This window comes from Methylobacterium sp. Leaf123, from assembly GCF_001423405.1.
Lineage (GTDB): Bacteria > Pseudomonadota > Alphaproteobacteria > Rhizobiales > Beijerinckiaceae > Methylobacterium.
Window position 1 is genome coordinate 1 of record NZ_LMNS01000004.1, and the last position, 22,975, is coordinate 22,975.

A 22,975-nucleotide genomic window follows, 5' to 3' on the forward strand; every position below is an offset into this window, starting at 1 on the left:
CCGTAACCGGCGTTGAAACCGGCGTAGAAGCCCGTCCAGGTGAACACCGGCACCGGCTGGAACACCGGCGGGGGAGCCGCGCGGCGCGGGAGGTCGGCAGCGAGCGCCGAACCGGCGAAGGCGATGCCGGCGATGGCCGTGCCGGCGCGAAGGAAGGATTTCATTACTCTGGTCCTCTCTGACTGTACCGATGCTTCCGAAGAAGCGAGGCGGCACGGTGCCCCGTATCTATGCCAGCATCTCGGAAGATGCTGTTGCGGCTTGACCACGCCGACCGTCTCGAAGGCGGCCCCTTTGTGGCGGTGGTCTTCGTCCGCCGTCGTTCCACCCGGGAAACGCAACCGAACGGCCAAGGTTCACATACGGCCGAGCTTTTTCTGGTGACGCTTCCGGACAGATTGTCGCAGGGATGCAACCACGGCGTTCCGCGACAGGCAGAGGCTTACGATGGATGCGGTGCGGGATGCGAGTGCTTCAGCGCACAAAAGCCCGGCCGCAGGCACCCTCGCGGCCGGCGTTGCACGGATGCAACGACTTTTGTGAGGAAACGGGAAAAAAGCCTATGGCGTCAACGCGATCGCCGAGATCAGGCGCCCGTAATCCGGCTCGTTGCGGTGCGTCGTGCGGCGGAAACTGTAGAAGCGATCGGGGTCCGCGTAGGTGCACAGGCCGAGCGCTGTCGCCTCGCCGATCCCGGCCTGGGCCAGACGCTCGAGAATGAAGCCCGGCAGATCGAACTGCGCGTGGCCGGGCCGCCCTTTTTTGAAGAAGGTCTCGCACTCCGGCAGCTCGGCCCGGAAGCGTTCCATGAAGTCCAGGCCGACCTCGTAGGAGGCTTGCGCGATCGTCGGGCCGAGGACGGCGACGATGCTTCGGCGTTCGGCACCGAGCGCCTCCATGGCCGCGACCGTCGCCTCGACGACGCCGCCGAGCGCCCCCTTCCAGCCGGCATGGGCCGCGCCGACGACGCGATTCTCCGGATCGGCGAACAGGATCGGGCCACAATCGGCCGTGGCGATGCCGAGCGCGAGGCCGGGCACCCGCGTGACCATGGCGTCCGCCTTCGGACGCTCGGCCAGGGGGAAGGGCGCTTCGACGGTCACGACCTCGGCCGAATGCACTTGATAGAGGCTGACGAGGTTCTCGCGCGGGAGCCCGAGCTGCGCGCACATCCGCGCCCGGTTCTCGGCGACCCTTGCCGGATCGTCGTTCGAGCCGATCCCACCGTTCAGCGAGGCGTAGAGCCCTTCCGAGACGCCGCCCTGCCGGGTGAAGAAGGCGTGCCGGATGTAAGAGTGCGAGCTGAGCTCGGGCGCTTCGATGAACATGGTCTCGCAGGCTCTCTGAAAGGCTCAGGCAGGGGGCGGGAGCGCTGGAAGCGGCCCGAGCGCGGGGTGGCTGGCGCAGAGCACCTTGAACAGGGCGCCCATGCCGCGCGGGTCCGGGTCGGTCAGGCGGAGGGCGGCGGCGTCGATCGCCCGTGCCTGATCCGGCGTGGCGCGGGCCTTCAGCCGCTCGGCGCGCATGGCGAGGCCGAGCTCCAATAGGAATTCGCGCTGTGTCACGGGGCCGTGCAGGGCGGCGCCTTCCGCGGCCGCCGCGCGCGCTAGCGCCCCGAAATCGACGTGCAGCGTCAGGTCGGCCTCGCCGGGCCGGGCGAGGGGGTCGGCAAAGCGGTGACCGGCGACCGCTTGGAACGTGTCGCCGAAGCCGGGACGATCGTGCCCGTAATCGATCGCGAGGAGGGCGCCGCCCCGCGCGACGAGACGGCGGCCGAGATCGCGCATCACGGCCAGCCCCTGGCTCGGCAGGGTCAGCACCGCGCTCTCCGGCGCCTCCGCCGTAAGACGCGGATCGGGCTCCGGATCGAGGCCGAAGGCTAGCGCATCGCCCTCCGGCGTGAGGCCCACGCGGCGCTCGCACCATCCAAGCTCCGTCCGGACGAACTGCCGGGCGGGGAGGGCGTCGAAGAACTCGTTGGCGATGACGAGAAGCGGCGCATCCGGCAGGCTCGCCACCGAGTCGTGGAAGACCGGCGCGGCCTCGGCGAGCCGTTCCGCTTGGAGCCGGCGCAGAACCGGGCTGGTCTCGACGAGGTGCAGCTCGACATCGCTGCCGGCCGCGCGCAGGGCCCGCAGCGCGTCGGCCATCAAGGTGCCGCGGCCGGGCCCGAGTTCGACGAGGCAGGGACGCATGCCCGTCGCCGGCATCATTGCCAGCACCGCGGCGGCCCAGGCGCCGACCAGCTCGCCGAACATCTGGCTGATCTCGGGCGCGGTGACGAAGTCGCCGCCCCGGCCGAAGGGGTCGCGCGTGGCGTAGTAGCCGTGCCGCGGATGCCCGAGGCAGAGCGCCATGTAGCGGTCGAGGCCGAGCGGCCCGCTCGCGCGGATCTCCCGCGCCAGGATCGCCAGAAGCGGCGTCGCCTCGGGGCTCACGCTCAGATCTGTCCCGCTTCGGCCTGGATCTCCGGCTCCGTCTTCCGGGGCCGCGTCACCCCGCGGGCGGCCAGCACGATGTAGACGAGCCCGACCAGCGCCATCGGCACGCAGAGCAGCATCCCCATGGTCACGCCACCGCCGAGCGCGTTGACGTCCTGCCCGAACAGGAAGCCGAGCTGCCGGTCCGGCTCGCGGAAGAACTCGCAGAAGGTCCGCGCCAGCGCGTAGCCGAGGACGAAGATGCCGCCGAGCAGCCCCGGCCGGCGGAAGCCGAAGCGGCGCACGGCAAGCGCCATGACGACGAACAGCAGCAAGCCTTCCGTGGCCGCTTCGAAGAGCTGGCTCGGGTAGCGCGGCACGTCGCCCCCGGTGGGGAAGACGACGGCGTAGGGGAAGTCCGGCGCGGCGCGGCCCCACAGCTCGCCGTTCACGAAGTTGGCGATGCGCCCGAAGAACAGGCCCACCGGCACCACCACCGCGGCGATGTCGAGCATGGTGTAGCCGTTGAGGCCGCGCGCTCGCGCGAAGAGCAGCAGCGCCAGGACCGCCCCGAGGAACCCGCCATGGAACGACATGCCGCCGTTGCGGATCGCCAGGATCTCCATCGGGTGATCGAGATAGAGCGGCAGGTTGTAGAACAGCACGTAGCCGATCCGCCCGCCGAGCACGACGCCGAGCGCCACCCAGACGATGAGGTCGTCGATATCGGCGAGCGTCGGGCGCCGGACCACGCCCCAGAGCGAATCCGCCGCGACCAGCCGGCGCGCGTAGAACCAGCCGCCGACGAGCCCCGCGATGTAGGACAGGGCGTACCACTTGATCTCGACCGGTCCGATCGAGACCGCGACCGGATCGATGGCCGGGAAGGGGAGGGCGAGAAGCGGCGGCATCGACGGCCCACGAGCGGCTGACGGTTCTGGAAGGCGCGCCGCATTGGACCCGCGCCCGGCGAGGCGTCAAGGCGGAGCCGTCGTTGCGCGATGGAAGCACCGGGCGCAATCTTTGCGGCACGCCCGAATCGGGAGGAGCGATGCTCGGCAACGCGGAGATGGTGGCGCGCCTCGTGCTCGCGGGCGCCTTGGGCAGCGTGGTCGGCTTCGAGCGGGAGCGGCTGCTCTGGGCTGCGGGCCTGCGCACGCACATGCTCGTCTGCGTCGGTGCCTGCCTGTTCATGATCGTCTCGGCCTTCGGCTTCTCCGACGTGCTCGGGCAGAAGAACGTGACCCTCGATCCCTCGCGTATCGCGGCGCAGGTCGTCTCCGGCATCGGCTTTCTCGGCGCGGGCACGATCCTCCTGCGGGGCGAGGTGGTGAAGGGGCTCACCACCGCCGCGAGCCTCTGGGCAGTGGCGGCGATCGGCCTCGCGGTCGGCGGCGGCCTCTACGTGGCGGGCATCGCAGCGACGATCCTCGTCGTCGGCATCCTCGCGGGCGTGAAGCCGATCGAGGAGAGCTGGCGCGACCGGATGCAGACCAACACGCTCCACCTCACCGTGAAGGCCGGCAGCCTCTCCATCGACACGCTTCAGGATGCCACCGGCGAGCGGGCCTCGCGGGTGCGCCAGTTCATGGTGCGCCCCGGCGGGGAAGAGGGGCTGGAGGAGGTGACGATCGCCTTCGTCCGGCTCTCGCAGACCAGCGTCGCGGCCATTGCCGAGCGCCTGCGGCAGAATCCGGCCGTGGTGAGCGTCCGCCTCGGTTCAGACCGCTGATCGCCGCATCCGACGATACCCAAATCGGCCCCGCAACCCTATACGAAGCGGCAAACCGCACTACGACGTGCGGGAGTGTATCCTTCGCGAGAATCGAGCGAACCATGGCGTCGAAGCGGGTTCCCACCAGCCCCTATCCGGACCAGAAGCCCGGCACCTCGGGCCTACGCAAGAAGGTGCCCGTCTTCCGGCAGCCGCACTACGTCCAGAACTTCGTCCAGGCGATCATCGACTGCATCCCCGACCGCAAGGGCGCGACCCTGGTGATCGGCGGCGACGGGCGCTTCTTCAACGAGCAGGTCGTCCAGATCGCCCTCAAGATCGCCGCCGCCAACGGCTTCGGACGGGTGCTGGTCGGGCAGAACGGCCTGCTCTCGACGCCGGCCGCCTCCTGCGTCATCCGCAAGCACGGGGCGGTCGGCGGCATCGTGCTCTCGGCGAGCCACAATCCGGGCGGACCGGAGGGCGATTTCGGCATCAAGTTCAACGGCAGCAACGGCGGTCCCGCGCCCGAAAGCGTCACCGCGGCGATCTTCGAGCGCACCAAGGCGATCGGCGATTACCGCATCTCCGACGCGCCCGATCTCGACCTCGGCCGGATCGGCACGAGCGAGATCGACGGGATGACGGTGGAGGTGATCGATCCGGTCGCCGATTACGCCGAACTGATGCGCACGCTGTTCGACTTCGAGGCGCTCGGCAAGATGTTCGCCTCGGGCTTCCGGATGCGCTTCGACGCGCTCTCGGCGGTGACCGGCCCCTACGCCAAAGCGATCCTGGAGGGGGCGTTGGGCGCAGCACCGGGCACGGTCGTCAACGGCGAGCCCAAGCCCGATTTCGGCGGGCACCATCCCGACCCGAACCCGGTCCACGCCCACGAGCTGTTCGACCTCATGCACGGGCCGGACGCGCCGGATTTCGGTGCGGCCTCCGACGGCGACGGCGACCGCAACATGATCGTGGCGCCCAACCTCTTCGTCACGCCGAGCGACAGCCTCGCGATCCTCGCCGCGCATGCCCACCGCGCACCGGGCTACGCGGCCGGTCTCGCGGGCGTCGCGCGCTCGATGCCGACGAGCCGCGCCGTGGACCGGGTCGCCGCCAGGCTCAAGATCGAAGCGTTCGAGACGCCGACGGGCTGGAAGTTCTTCGGCAACCTCTTGGATGCCGGCCGCATCACCCTCTGCGGCGAGGAAAGTGCCGGCACCGGCTCGAATCACGTGCGCGAGAAAGACGGGCTGTGGGCGGTTCTGCTCTGGCTCAACATCCTGGCCGCGACCGGGAAGCCGGCGCAGGAGTTGGTGCGGGCGCATTGGGCCGAGTTCGGCCGCGACTACTACACTCGCCACGATTACGAGGAGATCGATTCCGGCGCCGCCAACCGGCTGATGGACGGGCTTCGCGCCAAGATCGGCTCTCTGCCGGGCACTCGGATCGGCGGCCTCACGGTGAAGGCCGCGGACGATTTCCGCTACGTTGATCCGGTCGATGGCTCGGTGACCGAGGCGCAGGGCGTGCGCGTGACCTTCGCGGAGGATGCGCGCATCGTCTACCGGCTCTCGGGCACCGGCACCGCCGGGGCGACCCTGCGCGTCTATCTCGAGCGCTACGAAGCCGCCCCCGACCGGCTGGAGCTGTTGGTGGCCGAGGTGCTCGGGCCCGTCGTCGCGGTGGCGCGGGAACTGGCTGATATCGCGGCGATCACCGGCCGCGCGGAGCCGAGCGTCGTGACGTGACACGACGCGGCTGTGCCGGCGGGGCGGGGCTCGGCCTCACCCTGCTGCTCGCGGCAGGGCTCCCCGCCCGCGCCGCCGAGGTGACGCTCGGCTCGTCCCGCTTCGAGCTGCCCGCGCTGTTCGAGGGCTGGACGCGCCGGGAGGCCGGCGACGGCCTCGTGTTCGAGCGCGTCTTCGAGCCCACCACCTCGCGCGGGCGCAAAGGCGCCGCGCTCTTGATCGTCGCCAAAGCGAAGCCGGCCTCGGGCCGGTTCGACGATACGTTCAGCGCCTTCATCCGCAGCTTCAAGCAGATCCCGCCCGGCGAGAAGCCGCTCACGGCGAGGACGGGCGAAACCCTCGACGGGCACCGCATCCGCGTCGAGCAGCGCTGCTGCCGCACGACCGACGGCCTGCGCATGACGGCGTGGCATATCGGGATCGCCACCCAGACGAGCGAGCATTTCCTGATGCTCCTCACCCTCCAGCTCGAACGCGAGCAGCAGAACCCAATCCGCGAGGGGTTCGAGGCGCTGGTAGGCTCCTACCGCCCGGCCAAGGACGACCGCGGCCTTGTCCTGGCACCCGCTCGGAATGATGGCGGTCTCGACGGGCTCTACACGCGCACCAAGACGCAGCTCCGCCCCAACGCCTTCGGCGGGATGGACTTCACTGCCGACCAAGACACGCTGCTGTTCGACAAGGGCGGCCTCTACACCACGGAGCTTCCGCGCGACGGCGACATGACCGCCCATTGCCGGTCCGAGCCGCAGAGCTGCGGCACCTATGCGCTGAAGGGCGGCTGGTTCTCCGCCAACCGCATCGAGCGGGTCGCGGTGGAGGACGGGTTCGGACGCATCACCCGCTCCAGCGAAGCCTTCTCCCGCACGAAAGGCGGGCTGACCATCGGCGGCAACACCTACTTCGCGGTGCCGCCCTTCGCCGACGGGCACCGCTTCGACGGCATGTGGAACCACAGCTTCGGATCGAGCGGCGCGACGGGCTCGGTCGGCGGCACGCACAACCTCGCCCTCACGCCCGACGGCCGATTCACCCGCGAGGGCGGTGTCGGCTTCTCCTCGACCGGCGGTGCGACGGGCGGCGGCACCGTCGTGGCCGGTCACAGCCAACGGCCGGTGCGCAGCGGGCGCTATGCGGTCTCAGGCTACCGGCTGACGCTGACCGACGATGCCGGGGCCAGCGAGACGCTGAGCCTGTTCGCGCCCGACTGGGATTCGGACACGCTGCTGGTGATCGGCGGCGCCAACTATCTCAAGCAGGGGCGGTGAGCCAATCTTGGCCTGATCACCTCTTTCCAATCCACCCCTCATCCTGAGGTGCAGAGCGAAGCGGAGCCTCGAAGGATCCTCCAGCATTCGCGCGACGACCTTTGGAACACCCTTCGAGGCCGCTCACGCGGCACCTCAGGATGAGGTCGTCGATGGGATGACGTTTTGAGGCACCATCACGTCTGGTTCGGCTTCAGCTGATAAAAAATGTGCCGGCCGATCATGTCCTTGCGCTTGAGGCGGCGTGACCAGCCGGGGCGGACGTAATCGGCGTGATAGTGGGTCGCGCCGCCGACCTCGCTGACATAGGTCCGGCCCTCGATCACGGCGGTCGCGACGCGGGTCGCGCTGTGCCAGGATTCCGCGTCGGTGATGCGGAGCGACTTGCCCTCGCAGGCGAAGGAGAACTGGCAGCCCATGAAGCGGTGGCGGTTCTGGTAGACGACCCCGCAGACCGAGGACGGATAGAGCCCGCTCTTGACGCGGTTCAGAATGACCTGCGCGACGGCGGCCTGCCCCTCTTCCGGCTCGCTGCGCGCCTCGAAGTAGACGGCCTCGGCGAGGCAGCGCTGCTCGCGGTCCATCGCATTGGGATCGATCAGTTCGGCATAATGGGATTTGGCTTCCGGCGCCGTCATCTGCGGATCGAGGACCGAGGAGCCGCGATCGAGGCGGGCCGAGAAGCCGGGCAGAGAGAGGTTCGCCGCGGCGACCTCGATCGGGGTGGCGTCGGCGGGGGCGGGCGTCACCGAGGACAGGGCGACGGCGCGGGGCGTGGCCGGGGTGGCGCCATCCGAGTCGGCGAGCACGGGCAGGCCGTCCTCGCCCGGCTCGGATTCATGGGAGGCGCCGGGGGCCACGAGCCCCGCATCGATGACGTCCGGGCTCCATGCGGTGGACGCCGCGAGCGCGCCCGTCGCCGTGACATCCCGCTCCGAGAGCTGGGCCGGCCGAAGCGTGGCATCGGTGCCCGCGGTGGCGGTGAAGGAAACCAGCAAGCCGCTCGCCAGCATCCACGGCACCACGGCCGAGACGATCCAGCGGGGGCCGATCCCCAGGCCTCGAACGCGCCTCGTACGCAACGCCGACACTCCACACTCACGAGCCGCCGGAGGCCTCAGCTTAGACCAAGCCGGGGCGACCGTTCCTCATGAGCGGAGTTTAATGGCGAACGTGGTTGCCGGACGGTTAAGGGTTCGGACGGCCGTGTCGCTGGATCAGGCCGTTGACGAGGATCGCGGCGTAGCCGCTGCCGTTCTGGGCGGCGACGATCATCCGGCCCGCCTCGCGGCCGTTGCGGTCGGCTTCCCAGTAGACGAGCCCGGTGACACCGACCGCCGCGGTCAGCGTCGCGATGATCCAGAGATAGGCCGCCTGCATCGCCCGGTGACCGGGAACGATGGCGCGATGATCGAGGAGGGCAGAGGGGGAGTCGGGATGCGACATGGCTGGAAGTCCCGCGGATGCCCTGGTCGGAAGACCGATCGGCGCTCTCCGCGCTATGGACTCCCGCTAGCAGGTAACGTGCCCACGCGACACGGGTTCAGCGGGCTGTCCGCAAAATTATTGCGAAGCTTGACCCGCCTCCCGGAAAGGCCCCGCGGGTCACGCCCGCGGGGCCGTCAATCGTCGTCTCAGGCGTCCTTGTCGAGGGCCGCCTGCGCCGCGGCGAGGCGGGCGATCGGCACGCGGAAGGGCGAACACGAGACGTAATCGAGCCCGACTTCCTGACAGAAGGCGATCGAGGCCGGATCACCGCCATGCTCGCCGCAGATGCCGAGCTTGAGCCCGGGACGGGTCGCGCGACCGCGCTCGGCGCCGATCTTCACCAACTCGCCCACGCCCTCCTGATCGATCGACACGAACGGATCGACCGAGAGGATCCCCTTCTGGGTGTAGGGGCCGAGGAAGGTCGAGGCGTCGTCGCGGGAGATGCCGAGAGCCGTCTGTGTGAGATCGTTGGTGCCGAAGGAGAAGAACTCCGCCGTCTCGGCGATCTCACCGGCCTTCAGTGCGGCGCGCGGCAGCTCGATCATCGTGCCGACTTGATAGTCGAGCTTTTCGCCCGTCTCCGCCGACACGGCCTCGGCCATGGCGTCGATGCGGGCCTTGACGATGTCGAACTCCATCCGCGTGAACACCAGCGGCACCATCACCTCCGAGGTCACCGGGGCGCCGGTATCCTTGGCGGCCTGCACTGCGGCCTCGAAGATCGCGCGGGCCTGCATCTCGGCGATCTCGGGGAAGGCGATGGCGAGGCGGCAGCCGCGGAAGCCGAGCATCGGGTTGTGCTCGGAGAGTTCGCGGATGCGGTTGCGGATTTTGTCCTCGCTGATGCCGGTGGCCGACATCACCTCTTGGATCTCATCATCCGTGTGCGGCAGGAACTCGTGCAGCGGCGGATCGAGCAGGCGGATCGTGACGGGCAGGCCCGACATGATCGTGAACAACTCGACGAAGTCCTGGCGCTGGTAAGGCAGGATCTTCGCGAGCGCGGCGCGACGGCCTTCGGTGTCGTCGGCGAGGATCATCTCACGAACGGCGACGATCCGGTCGCCCTCGAAGAACATGTGCTCGGTCCGGCACAGGCCGATCCCTTCCGCACCGAATTTGCGGGCGGCGCGGGCGTCGGCCGGGGTGTCGGCGTTGGTGCGCACCTTCATGGTGCGGACCGCGTCGGCCCATTCCATCAGGGCGGCGAAGTCACCCGACAGCTCCGGCTGGAGCATCTTGACCTCGCCCTGGATCACCTGGCCGGTCGAGCCGTCGATGGTGATGACGTCGCCCGCCTTCAGGGTGACGCCGCCGACGGTGAGCGTCTCCGCGTTGTAGTCGATTCGGATCGAGCCGACGCCGGAGACGCAGGGCTTGCCCATGCCGCGGGCCACCACCGCCGCGTGGCTGGTCATGCCGCCGCGCGTCGTGAGGATGCCCTCGGCCGCGTGCATGCCGTGGATGTCCTCCGGCGAGGTCTCGATGCGCACGAGGATGCAGCGGCGCTCGGCCTTCTTGGCGATCTCGGCGGCTTCCGAGTTGAACACGATCTCGCCGACGGCGGCGCCGGGCGAGGCCGGCAGGCCGGTGGCGATGACCTTGCGCTCGGCATCCGGGTCGATGGTCGGGTGCAGAAGCTGGTCGAGCGCGCCGGGCTCGATGCGCTTGATCGCCTCTTCCTTCGTGATCAGACCCTCGGCCGCGAGTTCGACGGCGATGCGCAGGGCCGCCTTGGCGGTGCGCTTGCCGTTGCGGGTCTGGAGCATCCAGAGCTTACCCCGCTCGATGGTGAACTCCATGTCCTGCATGTCGCGGTAGTGCTTTTCGAGGATCCCGTAGATCCGCGTCAGCTCGGCGAAGCTCTCGGGCATCGCCTTTTCCATCGACGGCTTGTCGGACTTCGCCTCGATGCGGGCCTTCTCGGTGATGTCCTGCGGGGTGCGGATGCCCGCCACCACGTCTTCGCCCTGGGCGTTGATGAGGAACTCGCCATAGAGCGCGCTCTCGCCGGTCGAGGGGTTGCGGGTGAAGGCGACCCCGGTGGCCGAGGTGTCGCCCATATTGCCGAACACCATGGCCTGGACGTTGACGGCCGTGCCCCAGCTCTCGGGGATCTGGTTCAGCTCACGGTACTTCTTGGCCCGCGGGATCATCCAGGAATCGAACACCGCGCCAATCGCGCCCCAGAGCTGGTCCTCCGCCCCCTGCGGGAATTCGGAGCCGTGCTCGTCGCGGACGATCTTCTTGTAGACGCCGATCAGGTGCTTCCAGTCGTCGGCCTTCAGGTCGGTGTCGAGGGTGAGGCCCTTCTGCTCCTTGTAGTGTTCCAGCGCCTCCTCGAAGGCGTGGTGCTCCACGCCGAGCACGACGTTCGAGTACATCGTGATGAAGCGGCGGTAGGAATCGTAGGCGAAGCGCTGGTCGTCGGCGTCCTTGGCCAGGGCCTCGACGGTGGCGTCGTTGAGGCCGAGGTTGAGCACCGTATCCATCATGCCCGGCATCGAGGCCCGCGCGCCGGAGCGGACCGAGACGAGCAGCGGCTTTTCCGCATCGCCGAAGCGGCGGCCGGTGAGCGTGCCGACCTTGTCGAGGGCTTCCTTCACAGCGTCCTTGAGCTCGGCCGGGTAGGTCTCGCCATGCTGGTAGTAATAGGTGCAGACTTCGGTCGTGATGGTGAAGCCGGGGGGAACCGGAAGGCCGAGATTTGACATCTCGGCGAGGTTCGCGCCCTTGCCGCCGAGGAGGTTGCGCATCGCTGCCTCACCTTCGGCCTTGCCGTCACCGAAGGAATAGACCCATTTCGTCATCAGGCTCTCCGCTGGACGGATTTGGCGACCGTAGCGCCGTTCACGCGGGCGTGGCGCATCTCATGTCGCAGTGCAAGGATTAGCTTCGCGTCGCTCCGCGGCAGGGAGTGACGATGTGAGGGGGCTGTCAGGAACTAAACTACGCAGCGCGAAGGGCAGGGCCCCGGCGCGAACGCGCACAGCCCCATGTATCGCGTCTCGTCGGAGCCGCGTCGAGCATTGCGGTGCGCAATTCAGGAAAAATGACGCAAGACGCCCAGGCCGATCAATCCAACGACGATCAGGTAGATTGCCACGATATAGTTGAGGAGCCGCGGCGCAATCAGGATGAGGATGCCCGCCAGGATCGCGATGATCGGCTGCAGGTTCGACACGGTGACGGTCATGAGCACACTCCACGGCCAAGCTTGACCGCATCATGAAGACGTTCCGGCCCCGGTACCAGTTCCCTGCCTGGAAGATCGGGCGGGACAGTGCTCGACGGCTCGCACCCAGGCCATTGCAGCCCTCCGGGCCGCGCATCTCGACCGTCAGTCCCTGTAGGCGTGCCGCTCGTAGAACCGAACGTCGTCCCTCAAGATATCGGTCAGCCGTGACAACAACTGCGGGTCGTCGAGCATCTCCGATCGCTCGTCGTATCGCGGCGTGACGTTGACCCTGTGGTCGGGACTGATCGGCCGCTCCGCCAGCGCCGAAAGCGATGTGAAGAACACGTCCCTCCGATCGTGCCGCCCGATGACGTCGAAGCAGGACATATCGACGCCACCGAAATACGTTCTCGACATCAAATGCGTATAGGTCGGAATACGTGCCATTTCCAACACAGTCAGCTTGTTTTTTTTGATATGCTGCAATAGTACGCCGCCGACATTGTCTGAAACTGATTGAAAATAGAAATACGTCGAAATCAATGCATCGACGGGATGACGAAGCATTACGAACCGCCGCGCGTTACGGATGCGCCGATATTTGTTAATGTGAAGATGTCCGTAAACGCACTCGATGCCGTGCGGAATCGTGAAGTCGCGTGCGAAATAGCCAACAGGATCGAACGTAACCGGTGAGTCGACGCGAGGCGGCGCCTCGTCGTAATCACGCAACAGCGTCGGGCCATAGGCTTCCGTAAGGGCGGTTCCCACGGATGAACCGCCCGCCTTCGGGTAATGCACACCGATCAGCACGCGACGGCCCCTTGCTGTTCGACTCCGTTGCGCCGCCGGATCAGCCGCCCCGCACCCGAGCGACCGCTCCCCACAAGGAGGGCGACCGGCTTAGGCAGGATGCAAGCACCAGTTCCCCGACGCGAGGGCTTCCTCAGCTGCGATACTTGCTGCTGCGCTTCACCACCACGCGGGCGCCGACGGGGACGCGCTCGTAGAGATCGACGATGTCCTCGTTGAGCATGCGCACGCAGCCCGAGGACATCTGCTCGCCGATGCTCCACGGCTCGTTGGTGCCGTGGATGCGGAACATCGTGTCGCGGCTGCCCTGGTAGAGGTACAGGGCGCGGGCGCCGAGCGGGTTGTCGATGCCGCCCTTTCGCGAGCGCTCGATGCCGGGATTGAGCGAGACCATCGTCGTGGTCGGGCTCCAATCCGGCCAAACGCCCTTGCGGCCGATGCGGGCATCGCCCTTCCAGGAGAAGCCGGCCTTGCCGACGCCGACGCCGTATTGGAGGGCCGTGCCGCCCTCCTGCACCAGGGCGAGATGACGCTTGTCGATATCGACGACGATCGTGCCCGGCGCCTCGGGACCGCTATAGGCGACTTCCTGGCGGCGGTATTTCGGGTCGATGCGCGACCGGTCGACCAGCGGCACGTCGAACGGCTTGTCGGGCATCGTGCCGATGTACCAGGCCGCATCGTCGTCGCCCCCGGCCATCCGGCCCGGCTTCGAGGATTGGCAGGCCGCCAGAGGAATGAGGCAGAACGCGGCGAGCAGGACCCGGCGGGTGCTGCTGCGCGTCGTCCTGTCGGCGGTTCGGGGGGCTGCCATAGCGGCTCCTGTCGCCGCCGGCGGGGGCGGGTTGGCGTTGCGGATCATGCGCCATGACTACCCGTCCTTGAGCGGAACGGGTGTGACTTCGAGGCCGCATCGGCGGAGGAACGTTGCCGTGAGGTCGCCTCGCCTCGGCCGCAGGACGCGCTAATTGCCGCGCAAGATCGCGTGAGAAGGAGGGGCACCATGCCTGAGACCGAGACCGAACTCGTTGCGGACGCGGGCACCGACGTCACGACGCTCGCACCGGCGATCCATCTCGACCATTGCGTCATCCACGTCTCCGACTGGGAGCGCTCGACCGCCTTCTACCGGGACGTGCTGCGGGCCGAGGTGATCCCGTTCGGCAAAGGCGTCGTGTTCCGGTTCGGCGGCGTGCAGCTCAACGTGCACGGCCCCGGCCAGATCGGTTCGCCGCGGGCGCGCGAACCGGTGATGCCCGGAGGCAGCGACCTGTGCTTCCGCTGGTCCGGCTCGATCGAGGACGCGATGGCGCATCTCGCGGCCCAGGGCGTTGCGGTCGAACTCGGTCCGGTAGAGCGCAACGGCGCGGCGGGGCCGGGCGTGAGCGTCTATTTCCGGGATCCGGACGGCTCGCTCATGGAGTTCATCACCTATCCGACACCGTGAGAGCACCGCTATCGCGTCAGGGGCACTCAGGATCGCGCAACCGGCGACGACGGCCAATCGTTGAACAGTCGTGACGGGCGGCGAGGAACGATGGAGCGCGCGATGAGACGCCTGACGATCACGACGCTGGCCCTGTCCGCGTCGATCCTCTCGGCCGGTCCGGTCTGGGCCTTCGGACCCGGCGGCGGGTCATCGGGCGAGGGCGACGGCTACCTGCGGCAGGAACTCCAGAACCCTAGCTACATCGAGCCGAGCCCCTACGCCTATCGCAACGGTTACCGGCCGAACGATCCGGGCGCGGAGTACGAGGCGCGCCGACGGGGGTATCCGATCTACGGCCAGTGGGGCTGGAAGTATCGCTGAACGCCCGCGCCGCTCTCTCTCGAGCAGCGGCGTCGGAAGTTCCCGTCTTCGATTGCCTCAGGCGTTCCCCACACGCTCGGCCAGCCGCTGATTGGTCTGCTCCAGACGCACGGCGAGTTCGCGCATCACGGCGATGCTGATCTGCGGAAACTGCGCGAGCAACTCGATGAACACGTCACGGTCGATCCGCAAAGCCGTGGTCGCCGTATCCGCGGTGACGGTCGCCGAGCGCGGCTGATCGGCCAGAATCCCCATCTCACCGACAAGGGCGTTGGGGCCGAGCAGCGCGAGACGGACCGGACCGAACGGGCCGTCGATGGAGACCGCAGCCGACCCTTCGAGGATGAGATAGGCCGCGTCGGCCGCCTCGCCGCGCGCGAAGAAGGCCTGCCCCGCCTCGAAATGCACCCGCTCGCTGGTGAAGGCGAGAAGCTTGAGGCGGGACGGCTCCACCTCGCGGAACAACGGCACCTGCCGTAGGGACATCACCTCGGTGTCGAGGGTCATGGACTTACTCCGATGCGCCCCCTGGGCGGCAGGCGGAAAGCGCCGCCGGTAGACCCACCTGCGAACCGTGTCAAAGCCACGGTCCGCTTGCCCTTCTGAAGTCCTTGGAAACGAGATCCGGCACGACCGCGCTGTCGTCCCGAGCGATCGGCATCATAATGCCGCAGGCGCGATCAACGCCGGGTCGAAAGCCCGATCTCGCCGGCATCCGGCGCCTCACGTTTTACGCTCGCGTTCGGCTGCGGCGAATCCACAGGCTCCTCATGGGTCGTCGGCGTCGGGCTGTCTTCCGGAGCCGGCATCGCTGGCATCGGCGTCCGGTTCGGCTCGGGCAAGCCCGCGCTTCCCGACGCCGCAGCAGACTTGGCTGCAAGCGAAGGCTTCACCATATGTCGGTTCGTCATCCCGGTTCCTCTCGGCTGTGGATGGCCTGTGGAGATCTGTTCACGAGTCCGCGCAAGTCGCTGGCGTGAGCCCAGCTAACGTCTGGACGAAACAGGGGTTTCCCCGGACGCGGCGGTCGATACAGCCAAGGAACAATCGATTGGGATGATGGTTGAGAGGGATGTGAAGAGTTAGCCCGAGGAGGCGCTAGTGGCATCTGGTAATTCCACCTCGAAGCGAGGTTTCGCTTCCATGAATATCGAACGGCAGCGCGAGATCGCCAGTAAGGGCGGTCGTTCCGTCCCGGCGGATAAGCGGTCGTTCTCGCAAGATCGTGAACTGGCCTCGTCGGCCGGTCGCAAGGGTGGTCAGTCGACCGGTCGCACGGGCGAGGCTTAACCCGGCTGAGGCGGTGACGGGCGCGGACTCCGCGCCCGACCGCCCAGCCTTCTCAAAACAAGAACTATACTTCTTCGACAGGCGCTGAGGGCGTCTGTTTTTTTGTGCGGTCGCCGGGCATTCAGGACGCGGCGTCGGCGCGCGCCAGCTCACGCCATTTGACGACGAGATCCTCGAACGTGCGAAGGTCGTCCGCACCGAGTCCGCCCAGGGTGCGTGCGACATATTCGGCTTGCGCCGCGATTCCGCGGGCCGCGACCTGCGCGCCGGCTTCCGTGAGGTGAAGGGCGTAGGAACGGCGGTCGCCGGGGATCGGACGGCGCTCGACGAGACCGGCCTCGACGAGGCGGTCGATCAATCCGGAGACGTTGCCCTTCGTGACGTAAAGCCGGGCAGCCAGGTCCTGCTGGGTCAGCCCTTCACGCTCGCTCAACGTCGACAGCACATCGAATTGGGGGATCGACAGGCCGAGTTCCCGCAGTTCCGCGGCGACCGCGGCGGTCACGCGCCGGCTGAGACGGATGAAGCGAAACCAGACCCGAAGCGGATCGACAGGTTCGGCGTTCGATGCGGGACGGTCTTGACGCTCGGACATGTCCGTCCAGCTTGTAGCAGAGGGATGCACCCCGGACAGCCGAGTGGCGCGCCCCACCCCCAGCCTGTAGACTACGCGACGGGTTATCCTCGCCTTCTTTCGTCACCTCATTCATTTCCGGGGCCATGCGCCGTCAGCTTCTCGATGAACCGGTGACCCGGGCCGGCCGCTACGCGCGAACGCTCGCCCTGTTCTCCCTGATCGTCACCGGCATGGCGATTCTGATCGTGCGCAGCCCTTCGGCGGAGCCGACAGCGGCCCTTGCCGTGCTGGGAAGCGGGGTCGCGCTCTCGGTCATCGCGGTGGCGCTCGCCCTGTTTGCGATGGCGCGGGTCTGGCGGGAAGGGGCGGGCGGGCTCGGCGCCGCCGTCGGCGGGTTATTCGTGGCGAGCCTCGTCCTGGCCTATCCGGCCTATGCCGCGCTCAAAGGCGTGCGCCTGCCGGCACTGACCGATGTGACGACGGATACCGAGCGCCCGCCCGCCTTCTCCCGCTCGCGCCTCGCCTTCGCCGCCCGCGAGGGCCGCTACCCGACCGAGCCCGGCCCGGCGGCCCGAGAAGCACAGCGGGCGGCTTATCCGCAGATCGCGCCGCTCACCCTCGACGTGGAGGCTGACGAAGCCTTCGAACTCGCGCGCAAGGCCGCGGTGAACCGCAAGTGGCAGATCGTCGAGGCGATCCGGCCCGGCGGGCGGATCGGCAACGGCCGCATCGAAGCGGTGGCCCGCACCCGGATTCTGAACCTGCCCGCCGACATCACCGTACGGGTGCATCCGCGGGCCGACGGCGCGCGCATCGACGTGCGCTCGGCCTCCAGGATCGGCGACCGCGACTTCGGCGACAATGCCGACCGCATCCGCTCGTATCTGGACGAAGTCGCCAACCTCGCCATCGCCCTGAAGTAGCGCTTCGACGAATCGGGGCTCAGGCGGGGCGGAATGTTCCATTGAGCAGGGGCGGGCCGTCGGTGACCGCAAGGCCCCGCTCCACCAGATCCTCGAGATGGGCGAAGACCGAGAGGGCCGCGGCACCCCGCAGCTGCGGTGCGAGCCCTTGATAGACCGTACCGACGATGGCGGCGATGTCGTGATCGCCCGCGGCCAACCGGGCACGGATCGCCGCTTCGCGCTGGCGTCGGTGGGCGGCGAGGCCACGGACGAAGCGGCGCGGATCGCGCACGGGCCCGCCATGGCCCGGCCAATACAGCGTCTCGCCCCGCTCCCGCAGCCGCTCCAGCGAGTCCATATAGGCCCGCATCGACCCGTCGGGCGGGGCGACGATCGAGGTTGACCACGCCATGACGTGATCGCCGGAGAACAGCACGTTCTCTTCGGGCAGGGCGAAGGCGAGATGGTTCATGGTGTGGCCGGGCGTCGCGACGGCGGTCAGCGTCCAGCCCTCGCCGGTCAGGCTCTCCCCATCCGCCAATTCCCGGTCGGGCCGGTGCTCGCGGTCGGCGCTGGCATCGAGGATAGGTAGCTCGTTCTCGGCAAGCTGCCGCGCGGCCCGGTGCGGACCGCAGCCGACGATCGGCGCGCCCGTCCGCGCCTTCAGCAGACGCGCACCCGGAGAGTGGTCGCGGTGGGTATGGGTGACGACGATGGCCGCCACCTCCTCGCCGTCGAGCGAGGCCAACAGGCCTTCGACATGTCCGGCATCCGCCGGTCCCGGATCGATCACGGCGACCCGGCCGTGCCCGACGATGTAGGAGCAGGTTCCGCTCGCGGTGAACGGACCGCCATTGGGGCAGATCCGCCGCCGCACGAGGGGGCTCAGCGCCTCCGTCCGCCCCGAGACGGGCAGGGTGCTCTCGAAACCGGGGGCGGGGGCCTGCGCGTCCGCGGACGATTCACTCATAGACGACGGCTTCGATACGACGAGGATACCGCCCGCCTACGACAGCCCAGCGCTTTCGCCAACTCATCGGGCCGGGTGATCAATGCCCGAACGGTGACGGCGACACTAGGCGGATTGCCGCGAACCCTTCGCCGCGCGAAACGACCGGCGCAAAACCGGCCGACGCCCTGTCGGTCGATAGCGTCGGGATCTGCGCTTCGGCGACCCGCAGGCGCCGCGATCCATTCCCCTTGGCGTGCAGGGCCTCGCGGAACGCCGCATTCGCCGCATCGCGGCGCAGGGCGCCGACCCGCTCCTCGATGGCGTTGCGCTGGTGCCGGCTCACGGCGGCGACGCGGTAATCGACGAGCGCCGGCCCCGTGCGGGACAGGCTTGCAACGAGATCCGCTCCCTCCTCCGACGCGATGACGTCACCGGGGCGCAGGGTTCGATCCTCGGCCAGGGGCATCAACAGGGCCGCGGCACCCGGCGGCTGACAGGAGCAGTTCTCGACGCGGGTGCGGCGGTAGAGATTGGCCGTGGCCGTTCGCCGATAGGGCCGGCCGTCGAGGGCGACGGACTGATCGAGTTCGGCCCGCCCCGGTGCCAGGGTGAGCAATTCGGTCGCTGCGTTGGGACAGGCCGCAGCGCAGGCCGCCGCATGAACGGGAAGCTCGGCCCGCGCATGCAGGCGGCCGAGGGGAAAGACGTATCCGTCGCAGCGGCGCATGCAGACGGTCCGCGTCCCGGCTGCGATCGAGGCCGAAGATGCCGCACTCGTTCGTGCGCGAACGGGCGTCGAACGCGCATCGAGGCGCGGCGTTCGCTGAACGAAGCGAGGTCCGGCAGGGCGCCGTGTGTCGGGGAGTGACGCGTAGCGCCGGGGCGCTCTCGGCGCCGGCTTTGCGATCGTCGCGGGCGCAGGGGGTGCCGCCCCGAAGATCGTCTCGAACAACCCGTTGAGGAGACCGCGCTCCGAGGCGCGCACCATCGTCGTCGCGCTCATCGTTCCGAGGCCGATCAGCAGGCCCAGAAGCGCGGTGGCTACGAGGCCGCGACGCGGCCGCACTCCTGCTATACCGGCCTTGCTCCGGGCCACCCATGCGCCGGGCGCACGCTTGCCGAACCCCATTGTTGCCGCCCCCGTCGATCCGGCACCCTAGCCCTCGTGACGAGACCGGGCGGATACTTCACCTGGGACGCAGCTAGATCGGCCCTTGGTAGTGAGGACAATGTCGGCAAACCACGCAGGAGCGACCGCCTTGGTCAGTTCCGATGCCGCCGGATCGCAAAGCATTGCGGCGCCATCATCATTCGATCCGTATGGCGAATGTTACCGCAGGCCGGCAGGCACGGCATCTGTGGACAGCCCGACGCCATGAAAAAAGCGCCGCCCGAAGGGACGGCGCTTGGAATGATCGCGCTGAAAGCGACCGCGTGCGGGTCGACGACAAGCCGGCCGCCTCAACGGCGGTGATTGGACTTCACGCGAACGGGAATGGGCTGGAGCACCGGTTGCGGTGCGAGCGCCGAAATCAGCCGTGCAGCGGCCTCCAGAACGGCTTTCGCTTGGGCGATACCGGGAACGAGGGTCTTTTTCTGTGCGGGCACGCCGGAGGCCTCCTTCACATCATCAAGTCTGAGTGTCGTCTGATCGTCTAGGGCTGAGATGGTGACGAACGGCCGAATTTGCCAGTCGGTTCCAGGGGCGTAGCACGGTCGCAGGCAGACCGTAACAAACTGTTCACAGGCTTGGAAACGTAAAAGGAACCTGCGACGAAAACTTGGCGTTATTGCTTCCAAGAGGCCACGGCACGGGCCGCGCCAGTTCTTTGGAAGGAAGTTCGACATGCTCGGGTGGGCTGTTACGTTCTTGGTGGTTGCCCTCGTCGCGGCCCTGCTGGGCTTCGGCGGCATCGCCGGTACGGCCATGGAGGCCGCAAAGCTCGTCTTCTTCGTTGCGATCGTCCTGTTCGCGATCTCGGCCGTCATCGGTCTGATGCGCGGTCGTTCGTCGACCTTATAGCCGTTCGCACTCACGACAAACGAGCCGCACCCGGCAGCGGGGGCGGCTCGCGCCACGGACGAAAGACGATGACGATTCAAGCGCTCGCCGGATCCTCCGGCTTAGGCGCATCGTCCTCAAGACGTGCGATCAGATCCCGAAAGCGATCCGGGATCGGCTGCTGCACGACGGAATCGTAGAGGGTGCGCAGGTGAGTTCCGATGCGCCTCTGCGTCTGGTCATTCAAACCATTCTCGCCACGCCCTCGAGTGGGCCGGTCCCTGGAGGGGAACGCGCCGGCCGGCTCGTCCTCGTTCATGCTTTCAAGTTCCCCTTGGCGCCATATCTGCCGCGATTGTCTTGCAGCTTGACATGAGTCATGGCTGCAGCAGCAACGCCGACATGCGGCGAGGGTTCCGCATGCGCCAGGAACGGACGTCGAGCCCCCGCGTTAGGGGCGCAGCGACAAACGAAGAGCGAAGAGGCTCAGGGGAACTCATGTCCACAGCACAACTGGTCGTGCAGCACCTTCCGTATCTGCGCCGTTATGCGCGCGCGCTCACGGGCAGTCAGGTGGCGGGCGACGCCTATGTCGCGGCCACCCTCGAAACGCTGGTCAACGAGCCCGAGACCCTCGGCCGCAGCACGAACGTCAAGGCCGACCTCTTCCGCGTCTTCACGCGGATCTGGAACTCGCTGTCCGTGAACGGCCACAGCGATCAGGTGCAGCACGACCTGCCGGCCGAAGTCCGGCTCGGTCAGATCACGCCGCTTCCGCGGCAGGCGTTCCTGCTCTCGTGCCTCGAAGGCTTCTCGGAGGAAGATGCGGGCGTGATCCTCGACGTGGACGTCTCCAAGGTGCGCGATCTCGTCGACGAGGCGGGCCGTGAGCTCGCCGCCGACATGGCCACGGAAATCCTCATCATCGAGGACGAGCCGCTGATCGCCATGGATCTGGAAGCCCTGGTCGAGGGCCTGGGCCACAACGTCATCGGGGTGGCGCGCACCCGCACCGAGGCAGTGAAGATCGCCTCCGAGAGCAAGCGCCCCGGCCTGATCCTCGCCGACATCCAGCTCGCCGACGGGTCTTCGGGCCTAGATGCGGTCAACGATCTGCTGAAGACCTTCGAAGTGCCGGTGATCTTCATCACCGCCTATCCCGAGCGCTTCCTCACCGGCGAGCGCCCTGAGCCGGCCTTCCTCATCGCCAAGCCGTTCCAGCCCGCGAACGTGTCGGCGGTCATTAGCCAGGCGCTGTTCTTCCAGCAGAGCGCGCGCCGCCGCGAGGCGCACAACGCCTAGACCTCTGAGCGTCAGGGCGGAAATCGAAGGCGCCGGCCGGCAAGGTCGGCGCCTTTTTCGTGCGTGGCGAGGGCGCCCAAAGGGCATCACCCGCGGGCTGCCTATCCGAAGGGATACGCGCACGAAAAAACGGGCCGGACCATTGTCCGACCCGTGAAGAGGTTCCGGCCGATGCACAAGGGGAATGCGGGGAGGACCAGAGTGGCCGGGTGATTCTCTAACGAATGACCATTGGCCGGGTTCCGAACCTAGCGCCGAACCCCACAGATTTTTCATCCACAGGTGCTTTTTTATCACGAACCCTCGGGGCTCTCGGCTTCCACCTGCCCGCTGCACCGCGGGAGCGGGCGCGCCGATTAAGTTTAAAATACTGATGTGATCCGAAGCGGGACAGTGAAGGAACCGAAGATCTGAAACCAGCGTTGTGCTGACAACCTGTCAAGCTCCCATCGGAGATCGCAAAGATGCTTCGGACCGGCTTCGCCCTCGGTGTGAGTGTTCCCGCTGCGATCATGACGCTGCTGCTTCTGCCGGTGGTTCGGCAGGAAGCGGATGCGATGGGGGCTCCGGCGGCCCCGCGCGTCGCCTACGAGGCGCCGGCCACGCCCCTGCCGGGCATGCGCCCCTATTCCACGGCGCTCACCCCGATCCATGTGGCTTCGGCGCCCCGCCCCTCCGCGCGTTCGGAATCGATGCCGACCCGCTCGGCTCAGGAAGAGTTGCCGGCCAAGCCCCGCCGCCTGACGCGGGAGGGCTGCGAGACTCCCCTCAGCTCGCTCGTCGGGCCGGAGGCGCGGCGCATGGTGCCCGGCCGCTGCATGACCTGACGCGTCACGCGCGGATCAAACCAAATCGTAGCGGCGATGCACGGTGATCGGAGTTGTCGCTACGGCCTGCTTCAAGCCGGCTGCGAAACTTTCTCCACATCGGCCGTCATCCCCGCCGGTCCCATCCGCTCCCGGCCAACCAGCCGGTCGCCGGGCGCAAAGGTGCCGAGCGCCACGTCCCGATCCGGCAGGACGACCGTCGTCACCCGGTTGACGTGGACGAGCACGTAACGCTGCAACGGCAGCGAGGCCGCAGCCCAGCGGCGTAATTGATCGTGATAGGGCGCGCGCTTCCAGGCCCCCGCCTGACCCGGATCGACCTGAACGTTGAGGAAACGGGTCACGGGGTCGAGGCTGAGCACCATCTTGGCCCGATCCGGGCGCCATTCCGGGCCGATCCAGGTTTCCGTCATCCAGAGGCAGTGGAAGGCCCGGCAATGGTCGGGCCGGTCTTCATGGATGCCGCAGCCGCCGCCGGCGCGGACATGCCGGCACCACCGCCCCGCCGGGCTCTCGACCGCGGGCACTTCGTAGACCTTGCAGCACAGGGTGCAGGGACCGCAGGCGCGGCCCGGAGCGGGCACGGCGACGATGGTGGCCGGATCGAGCATCGCGAGCGGGTCGGTTGTGTCTATCGATGAGGCGAACGGCGCCTTCCTGAGGGAGATTGCG

General features: G+C 67.9%; 26 protein-coding genes. 10 read left to right on the top strand and 16 right to left on the bottom strand.

The genetic code is table 11. The annotated features are described in order from the left end of the window. Positions 1–560: 560 nt before the first annotated feature. Genes pgeF through lgt form a run of 3 tightly spaced genes read right to left on the bottom strand, consistent with a single transcriptional unit; the run spans position 561 to position 3,331 of the window. Positions 561–1,328, bottom strand: a complete 768-nt coding sequence (gene pgeF, locus ASF53_RS05115) for a peptidoglycan editing factor PgeF (RefSeq protein WP_056194905.1) — start codon at positions 1,326–1,328, stop codon at positions 561–563. 24 nt (positions 1,329–1,352) lie between these two features. Beyond that, the gene (locus tag ASF53_RS05120) at positions 1,353–2,438 is read right to left on the bottom strand and encodes a class I SAM-dependent methyltransferase (protein WP_056194908.1); all 1,086 of its coding nucleotides are present in this window, start codon (positions 2,436–2,438) and stop codon (positions 1,353–1,355) included. 2 nt (positions 2,439–2,440) lie between these two features. Next, complete coding sequence (lgt, locus tag ASF53_RS05125; RefSeq protein ID WP_056194911.1) at positions 2,441–3,331, bottom strand: prolipoprotein diacylglyceryl transferase; 891 nt, start codon at positions 3,329–3,331, stop codon at positions 2,441–2,443. 140 nt (positions 3,332–3,471) lie between these two features. On the opposite strand from lgt, the gene ASF53_RS05130 reads away from it, so the two are divergent. From ASF53_RS05130 to ASF53_RS05140, 3 genes are all read left to right on the top strand, one after another. After that, the gene (locus ASF53_RS05130; protein WP_056194914.1) at positions 3,472–4,152 is read left to right on the top strand and encodes an MgtC/SapB family protein; all 681 of its coding nucleotides are present in this window, start codon (positions 3,472–3,474) and stop codon (positions 4,150–4,152) included. Between the two features lie 104 nt (positions 4,153–4,256). Further along, the gene (locus tag ASF53_RS05135) at positions 4,257–5,888 is read left to right on the top strand and encodes an alpha-D-glucose phosphate-specific phosphoglucomutase (RefSeq protein ID WP_056194918.1); all 1,632 of its coding nucleotides are present in this window, start codon (positions 4,257–4,259) and stop codon (positions 5,886–5,888) included. Continuing rightward, the gene (locus ASF53_RS05140) at positions 5,885–7,156 is read left to right on the top strand and encodes a hypothetical protein (protein ID WP_056194921.1); all 1,272 of its coding nucleotides are present in this window, start codon (positions 5,885–5,887) and stop codon (positions 7,154–7,156) included. The genes ASF53_RS05135 and ASF53_RS05140 overlap by 4 nt, the downstream gene beginning before the upstream one ends. A 176-nt stretch (positions 7,157–7,332) precedes the next feature. Here the strand turns inward: ASF53_RS05140 and ASF53_RS05145 are convergent, their stop codons facing one another. The 6 genes from ASF53_RS05145 to ASF53_RS05165 all read right to left on the bottom strand — a co-directional run bounded on the left by ASF53_RS05145 (position 7,333) and on the right by ASF53_RS05165 (position 13,452). After that, complete coding sequence (locus ASF53_RS05145) at positions 7,333–8,238, bottom strand: cell wall hydrolase (protein ID WP_056194925.1); 906 nt, start codon at positions 8,236–8,238, stop codon at positions 7,333–7,335. Between the two features lie 106 nt (positions 8,239–8,344). Then, complete coding sequence (locus tag ASF53_RS05150; RefSeq protein WP_056194929.1) at positions 8,345–8,602, bottom strand: hypothetical protein; 258 nt, start codon at positions 8,600–8,602, stop codon at positions 8,345–8,347. Between the two features lie 188 nt (positions 8,603–8,790). Next, complete coding sequence (gene ppdK, locus ASF53_RS05155; protein WP_056194932.1) at positions 8,791–11,457, bottom strand: pyruvate, phosphate dikinase; 2,667 nt, start codon at positions 11,455–11,457, stop codon at positions 8,791–8,793. Positions 11,458–11,690: 233 nt separating this feature from the next. Further along, positions 11,691–11,843, bottom strand: coding sequence for a DUF3096 domain-containing protein (locus tag ASF53_RS24705; RefSeq protein WP_082482316.1), 153 nt, complete (start codon positions 11,841–11,843; stop codon positions 11,691–11,693). Positions 11,844–11,987: 144 nt separating this feature from the next. Next, entirely contained in the window at positions 11,988–12,638 is a 651-nt protein-coding gene (locus ASF53_RS25550) for a hypothetical protein (RefSeq protein ID WP_156635375.1), read from the bottom strand. A gap of 133 nt (positions 12,639–12,771) precedes the next feature. Beyond that, positions 12,772–13,452, bottom strand: coding sequence for a L,D-transpeptidase (locus ASF53_RS05165; RefSeq protein WP_056194939.1), 681 nt, complete (start codon positions 13,450–13,452; stop codon positions 12,772–12,774). 189 nt (positions 13,453–13,641) lie between these two features. Between ASF53_RS05165 and ASF53_RS05170 the strand changes: the two genes are divergently transcribed. After that, positions 13,642–14,085, top strand: coding sequence for a VOC family protein (locus ASF53_RS05170; protein WP_056194942.1), 444 nt, complete (start codon positions 13,642–13,644; stop codon positions 14,083–14,085). Positions 14,086–14,187: 102 nt separating this feature from the next. Beyond that, positions 14,188–14,448: a hypothetical protein gene (locus tag ASF53_RS05175; protein ID WP_056195549.1), complete on the top strand. Its 261-nt coding sequence runs from the start codon at positions 14,188–14,190 to the stop codon at positions 14,446–14,448. A gap of 57 nt (positions 14,449–14,505) precedes the next feature. On the opposite strand, the gene ASF53_RS05180 is transcribed toward ASF53_RS05175, so the two are convergent. Further along, positions 14,506–14,955 carry a Crp/Fnr family transcriptional regulator gene (locus ASF53_RS05180; protein ID WP_056194945.1) on the bottom strand — a complete coding sequence of 150 codons (450 nt, stop codon included), beginning with the start codon at positions 14,953–14,955 and terminating at the stop codon, positions 14,506–14,508. Between the two features lie 594 nt (positions 14,956–15,549). On the opposite strand from ASF53_RS05180, the gene ASF53_RS24715 reads away from it, so the two are divergent. After that, positions 15,550–15,738, top strand: a complete 189-nt coding sequence (locus tag ASF53_RS24715) for a con-10 family general stress protein (RefSeq protein WP_012254235.1) — start codon at positions 15,550–15,552, stop codon at positions 15,736–15,738. A gap of 121 nt (positions 15,739–15,859) precedes the next feature. Here the strand turns inward: ASF53_RS24715 and ASF53_RS05185 are convergent, their stop codons facing one another. Beyond that, positions 15,860–16,333, bottom strand: a complete 474-nt coding sequence (locus ASF53_RS05185; protein ID WP_056194947.1) for a MarR family winged helix-turn-helix transcriptional regulator — start codon at positions 16,331–16,333, stop codon at positions 15,860–15,862. Between the two features lie 125 nt (positions 16,334–16,458). Here ASF53_RS05185 and ASF53_RS05190 point away from each other — a divergent pair, with 125 nt between their 5' ends. Then, positions 16,459–17,238, top strand: coding sequence for a DUF1499 domain-containing protein (locus tag ASF53_RS05190; protein WP_056194950.1), 780 nt, complete (start codon positions 16,459–16,461; stop codon positions 17,236–17,238). A 19-nt stretch (positions 17,239–17,257) separates the two neighbouring features. Here the strand turns inward: ASF53_RS05190 and ASF53_RS05195 are convergent, their stop codons facing one another. The 3 genes from ASF53_RS05195 to ASF53_RS25555 form a co-directional block, all read right to left on the bottom strand. After that, positions 17,258–18,190 (bottom strand): MBL fold metallo-hydrolase, encoded by a 933-nt coding sequence (locus tag ASF53_RS05195; RefSeq protein ID WP_056194953.1) that lies wholly within the window; start codon positions 18,188–18,190, stop codon positions 17,258–17,260. Between the two features lie 79 nt (positions 18,191–18,269). Next, positions 18,270–19,301, bottom strand: a complete 1,032-nt coding sequence (locus ASF53_RS05200) for a DUF2865 domain-containing protein (protein ID WP_056194954.1) — start codon at positions 19,299–19,301, stop codon at positions 18,270–18,272. 332 nt (positions 19,302–19,633) lie between these two features. Next, the gene (locus ASF53_RS25555) at positions 19,634–20,020 is read right to left on the bottom strand and encodes a hypothetical protein (protein WP_156635377.1); all 387 of its coding nucleotides are present in this window, start codon (positions 20,018–20,020) and stop codon (positions 19,634–19,636) included. On the opposite strand from ASF53_RS25555, the gene ASF53_RS24720 reads away from it, so the two are divergent. Continuing rightward, positions 20,019–20,195 carry a DUF1328 domain-containing protein gene (locus ASF53_RS24720; RefSeq protein WP_017486158.1) on the top strand — a complete coding sequence of 59 codons (177 nt, stop codon included), beginning with the start codon at positions 20,019–20,021 and terminating at the stop codon, positions 20,193–20,195. The two genes, ASF53_RS25555 and ASF53_RS24720, sit on opposite strands and share 2 nt — an antisense overlap. Positions 20,196–20,271: 76 nt before the next feature. Here ASF53_RS24720 and ASF53_RS05205 read toward each other — a convergent pair whose 3' ends face one another. After that, on the bottom strand, positions 20,272–20,493 hold the full coding sequence (locus ASF53_RS05205; protein WP_056194957.1) for a NepR family anti-sigma factor: 222 nt from the start codon (positions 20,491–20,493) through the stop codon (positions 20,272–20,274). 179 nt (positions 20,494–20,672) lie between these two features. Here ASF53_RS05205 and ASF53_RS05210 point away from each other — a divergent pair, with 179 nt between their 5' ends. Next, entirely contained in the window at positions 20,673–21,476 is an 804-nt protein-coding gene (locus ASF53_RS05210) for a response regulator (protein WP_003599470.1), read from the top strand. 464 nt (positions 21,477–21,940) lie between these two features. Next, on the top strand, positions 21,941–22,303 hold the full coding sequence (locus tag ASF53_RS05215) for a hypothetical protein (RefSeq protein ID WP_056194961.1): 363 nt from the start codon (positions 21,941–21,943) through the stop codon (positions 22,301–22,303). A gap of 71 nt (positions 22,304–22,374) precedes the next feature. Here the strand turns inward: ASF53_RS05215 and ASF53_RS05220 are convergent, their stop codons facing one another. Next, the gene (locus ASF53_RS05220; RefSeq protein ID WP_056194963.1) at positions 22,375–22,914 is read right to left on the bottom strand and encodes a CxxCxxCC domain-containing protein; all 540 of its coding nucleotides are present in this window, start codon (positions 22,912–22,914) and stop codon (positions 22,375–22,377) included. Positions 22,915–22,975: the final 61 nt, after the last annotated feature.

Coding starts and splice junctions, on each gene's coding strand:
- ASF53_RS05200 (WP_056194954.1), bottom strand. CDS start 19,301: ATGGGGTTCGGCAAGCGTGCGCCCGGCGCATGGGTGGCCCGGAGCAAG.
- lgt (WP_056194911.1), bottom strand. CDS start 3,331: ATGCCGCCGCTTCTCGCCCTCCCCTTCCCGGCCATCGATCCGGTCGCG.
- ppdK (WP_056194932.1), bottom strand. CDS start 11,457: ATGACGAAATGGGTCTATTCCTTCGGTGACGGCAAGGCCGAAGGTGAG.
- ASF53_RS24705 (WP_082482316.1), bottom strand. CDS start 11,843: ATGACCGTCACCGTGTCGAACCTGCAGCCGATCATCGCGATCCTGGCG.
- ASF53_RS05150 (WP_056194929.1), bottom strand. CDS start 8,602: ATGTCGCATCCCGACTCCCCCTCTGCCCTCCTCGATCATCGCGCCATC.
- ASF53_RS05185 (WP_056194947.1), bottom strand. CDS start 16,333: ATGTCCGAGCGTCAAGACCGTCCCGCATCGAACGCCGAACCTGTCGAT.
- ASF53_RS05135 (WP_056194918.1), top strand. CDS start 4,257: ATGGCGTCGAAGCGGGTTCCCACCAGCCCCTATCCGGACCAGAAGCCC.
- ASF53_RS05170 (WP_056194942.1), top strand. CDS start 13,642: ATGCCTGAGACCGAGACCGAACTCGTTGCGGACGCGGGCACCGACGTC.
- ASF53_RS05215 (WP_056194961.1), top strand. CDS start 21,941: ATGCTTCGGACCGGCTTCGCCCTCGGTGTGAGTGTTCCCGCTGCGATC.
- ASF53_RS05195 (WP_056194953.1), bottom strand. CDS start 18,190: ATGAGTGAATCGTCCGCGGACGCGCAGGCCCCCGCCCCCGGTTTCGAG.
- ASF53_RS05130 (WP_056194914.1), top strand. CDS start 3,472: ATGCTCGGCAACGCGGAGATGGTGGCGCGCCTCGTGCTCGCGGGCGCC.
- ASF53_RS05190 (WP_056194950.1), top strand. CDS start 16,459: ATGCGCCGTCAGCTTCTCGATGAACCGGTGACCCGGGCCGGCCGCTAC.
- ASF53_RS24720 (WP_017486158.1), top strand. CDS start 20,019: ATGCTCGGGTGGGCTGTTACGTTCTTGGTGGTTGCCCTCGTCGCGGCC.
- ASF53_RS25555 (WP_156635377.1), bottom strand. CDS start 20,020: ATGTCGAACTTCCTTCCAAAGAACTGGCGCGGCCCGTGCCGTGGCCTC.
- pgeF (WP_056194905.1), bottom strand. CDS start 1,328: ATGTTCATCGAAGCGCCCGAGCTCAGCTCGCACTCTTACATCCGGCAC.
- ASF53_RS05180 (WP_056194945.1), bottom strand. CDS start 14,955: ATGACCCTCGACACCGAGGTGATGTCCCTACGGCAGGTGCCGTTGTTC.
- ASF53_RS05175 (WP_056195549.1), top strand. CDS start 14,188: ATGAGACGCCTGACGATCACGACGCTGGCCCTGTCCGCGTCGATCCTC.
- ASF53_RS05220 (WP_056194963.1), bottom strand. CDS start 22,914: ATGCTCGATCCGGCCACCATCGTCGCCGTGCCCGCTCCGGGCCGCGCC.
- ASF53_RS05205 (WP_056194957.1), bottom strand. CDS start 20,493: ATGAACGAGGACGAGCCGGCCGGCGCGTTCCCCTCCAGGGACCGGCCC.
- ASF53_RS05210 (WP_003599470.1), top strand. CDS start 20,673: ATGTCCACAGCACAACTGGTCGTGCAGCACCTTCCGTATCTGCGCCGT.
- ASF53_RS05165 (WP_056194939.1), bottom strand. CDS start 13,452: ATGGCAGCCCCCCGAACCGCCGACAGGACGACGCGCAGCAGCACCCGC.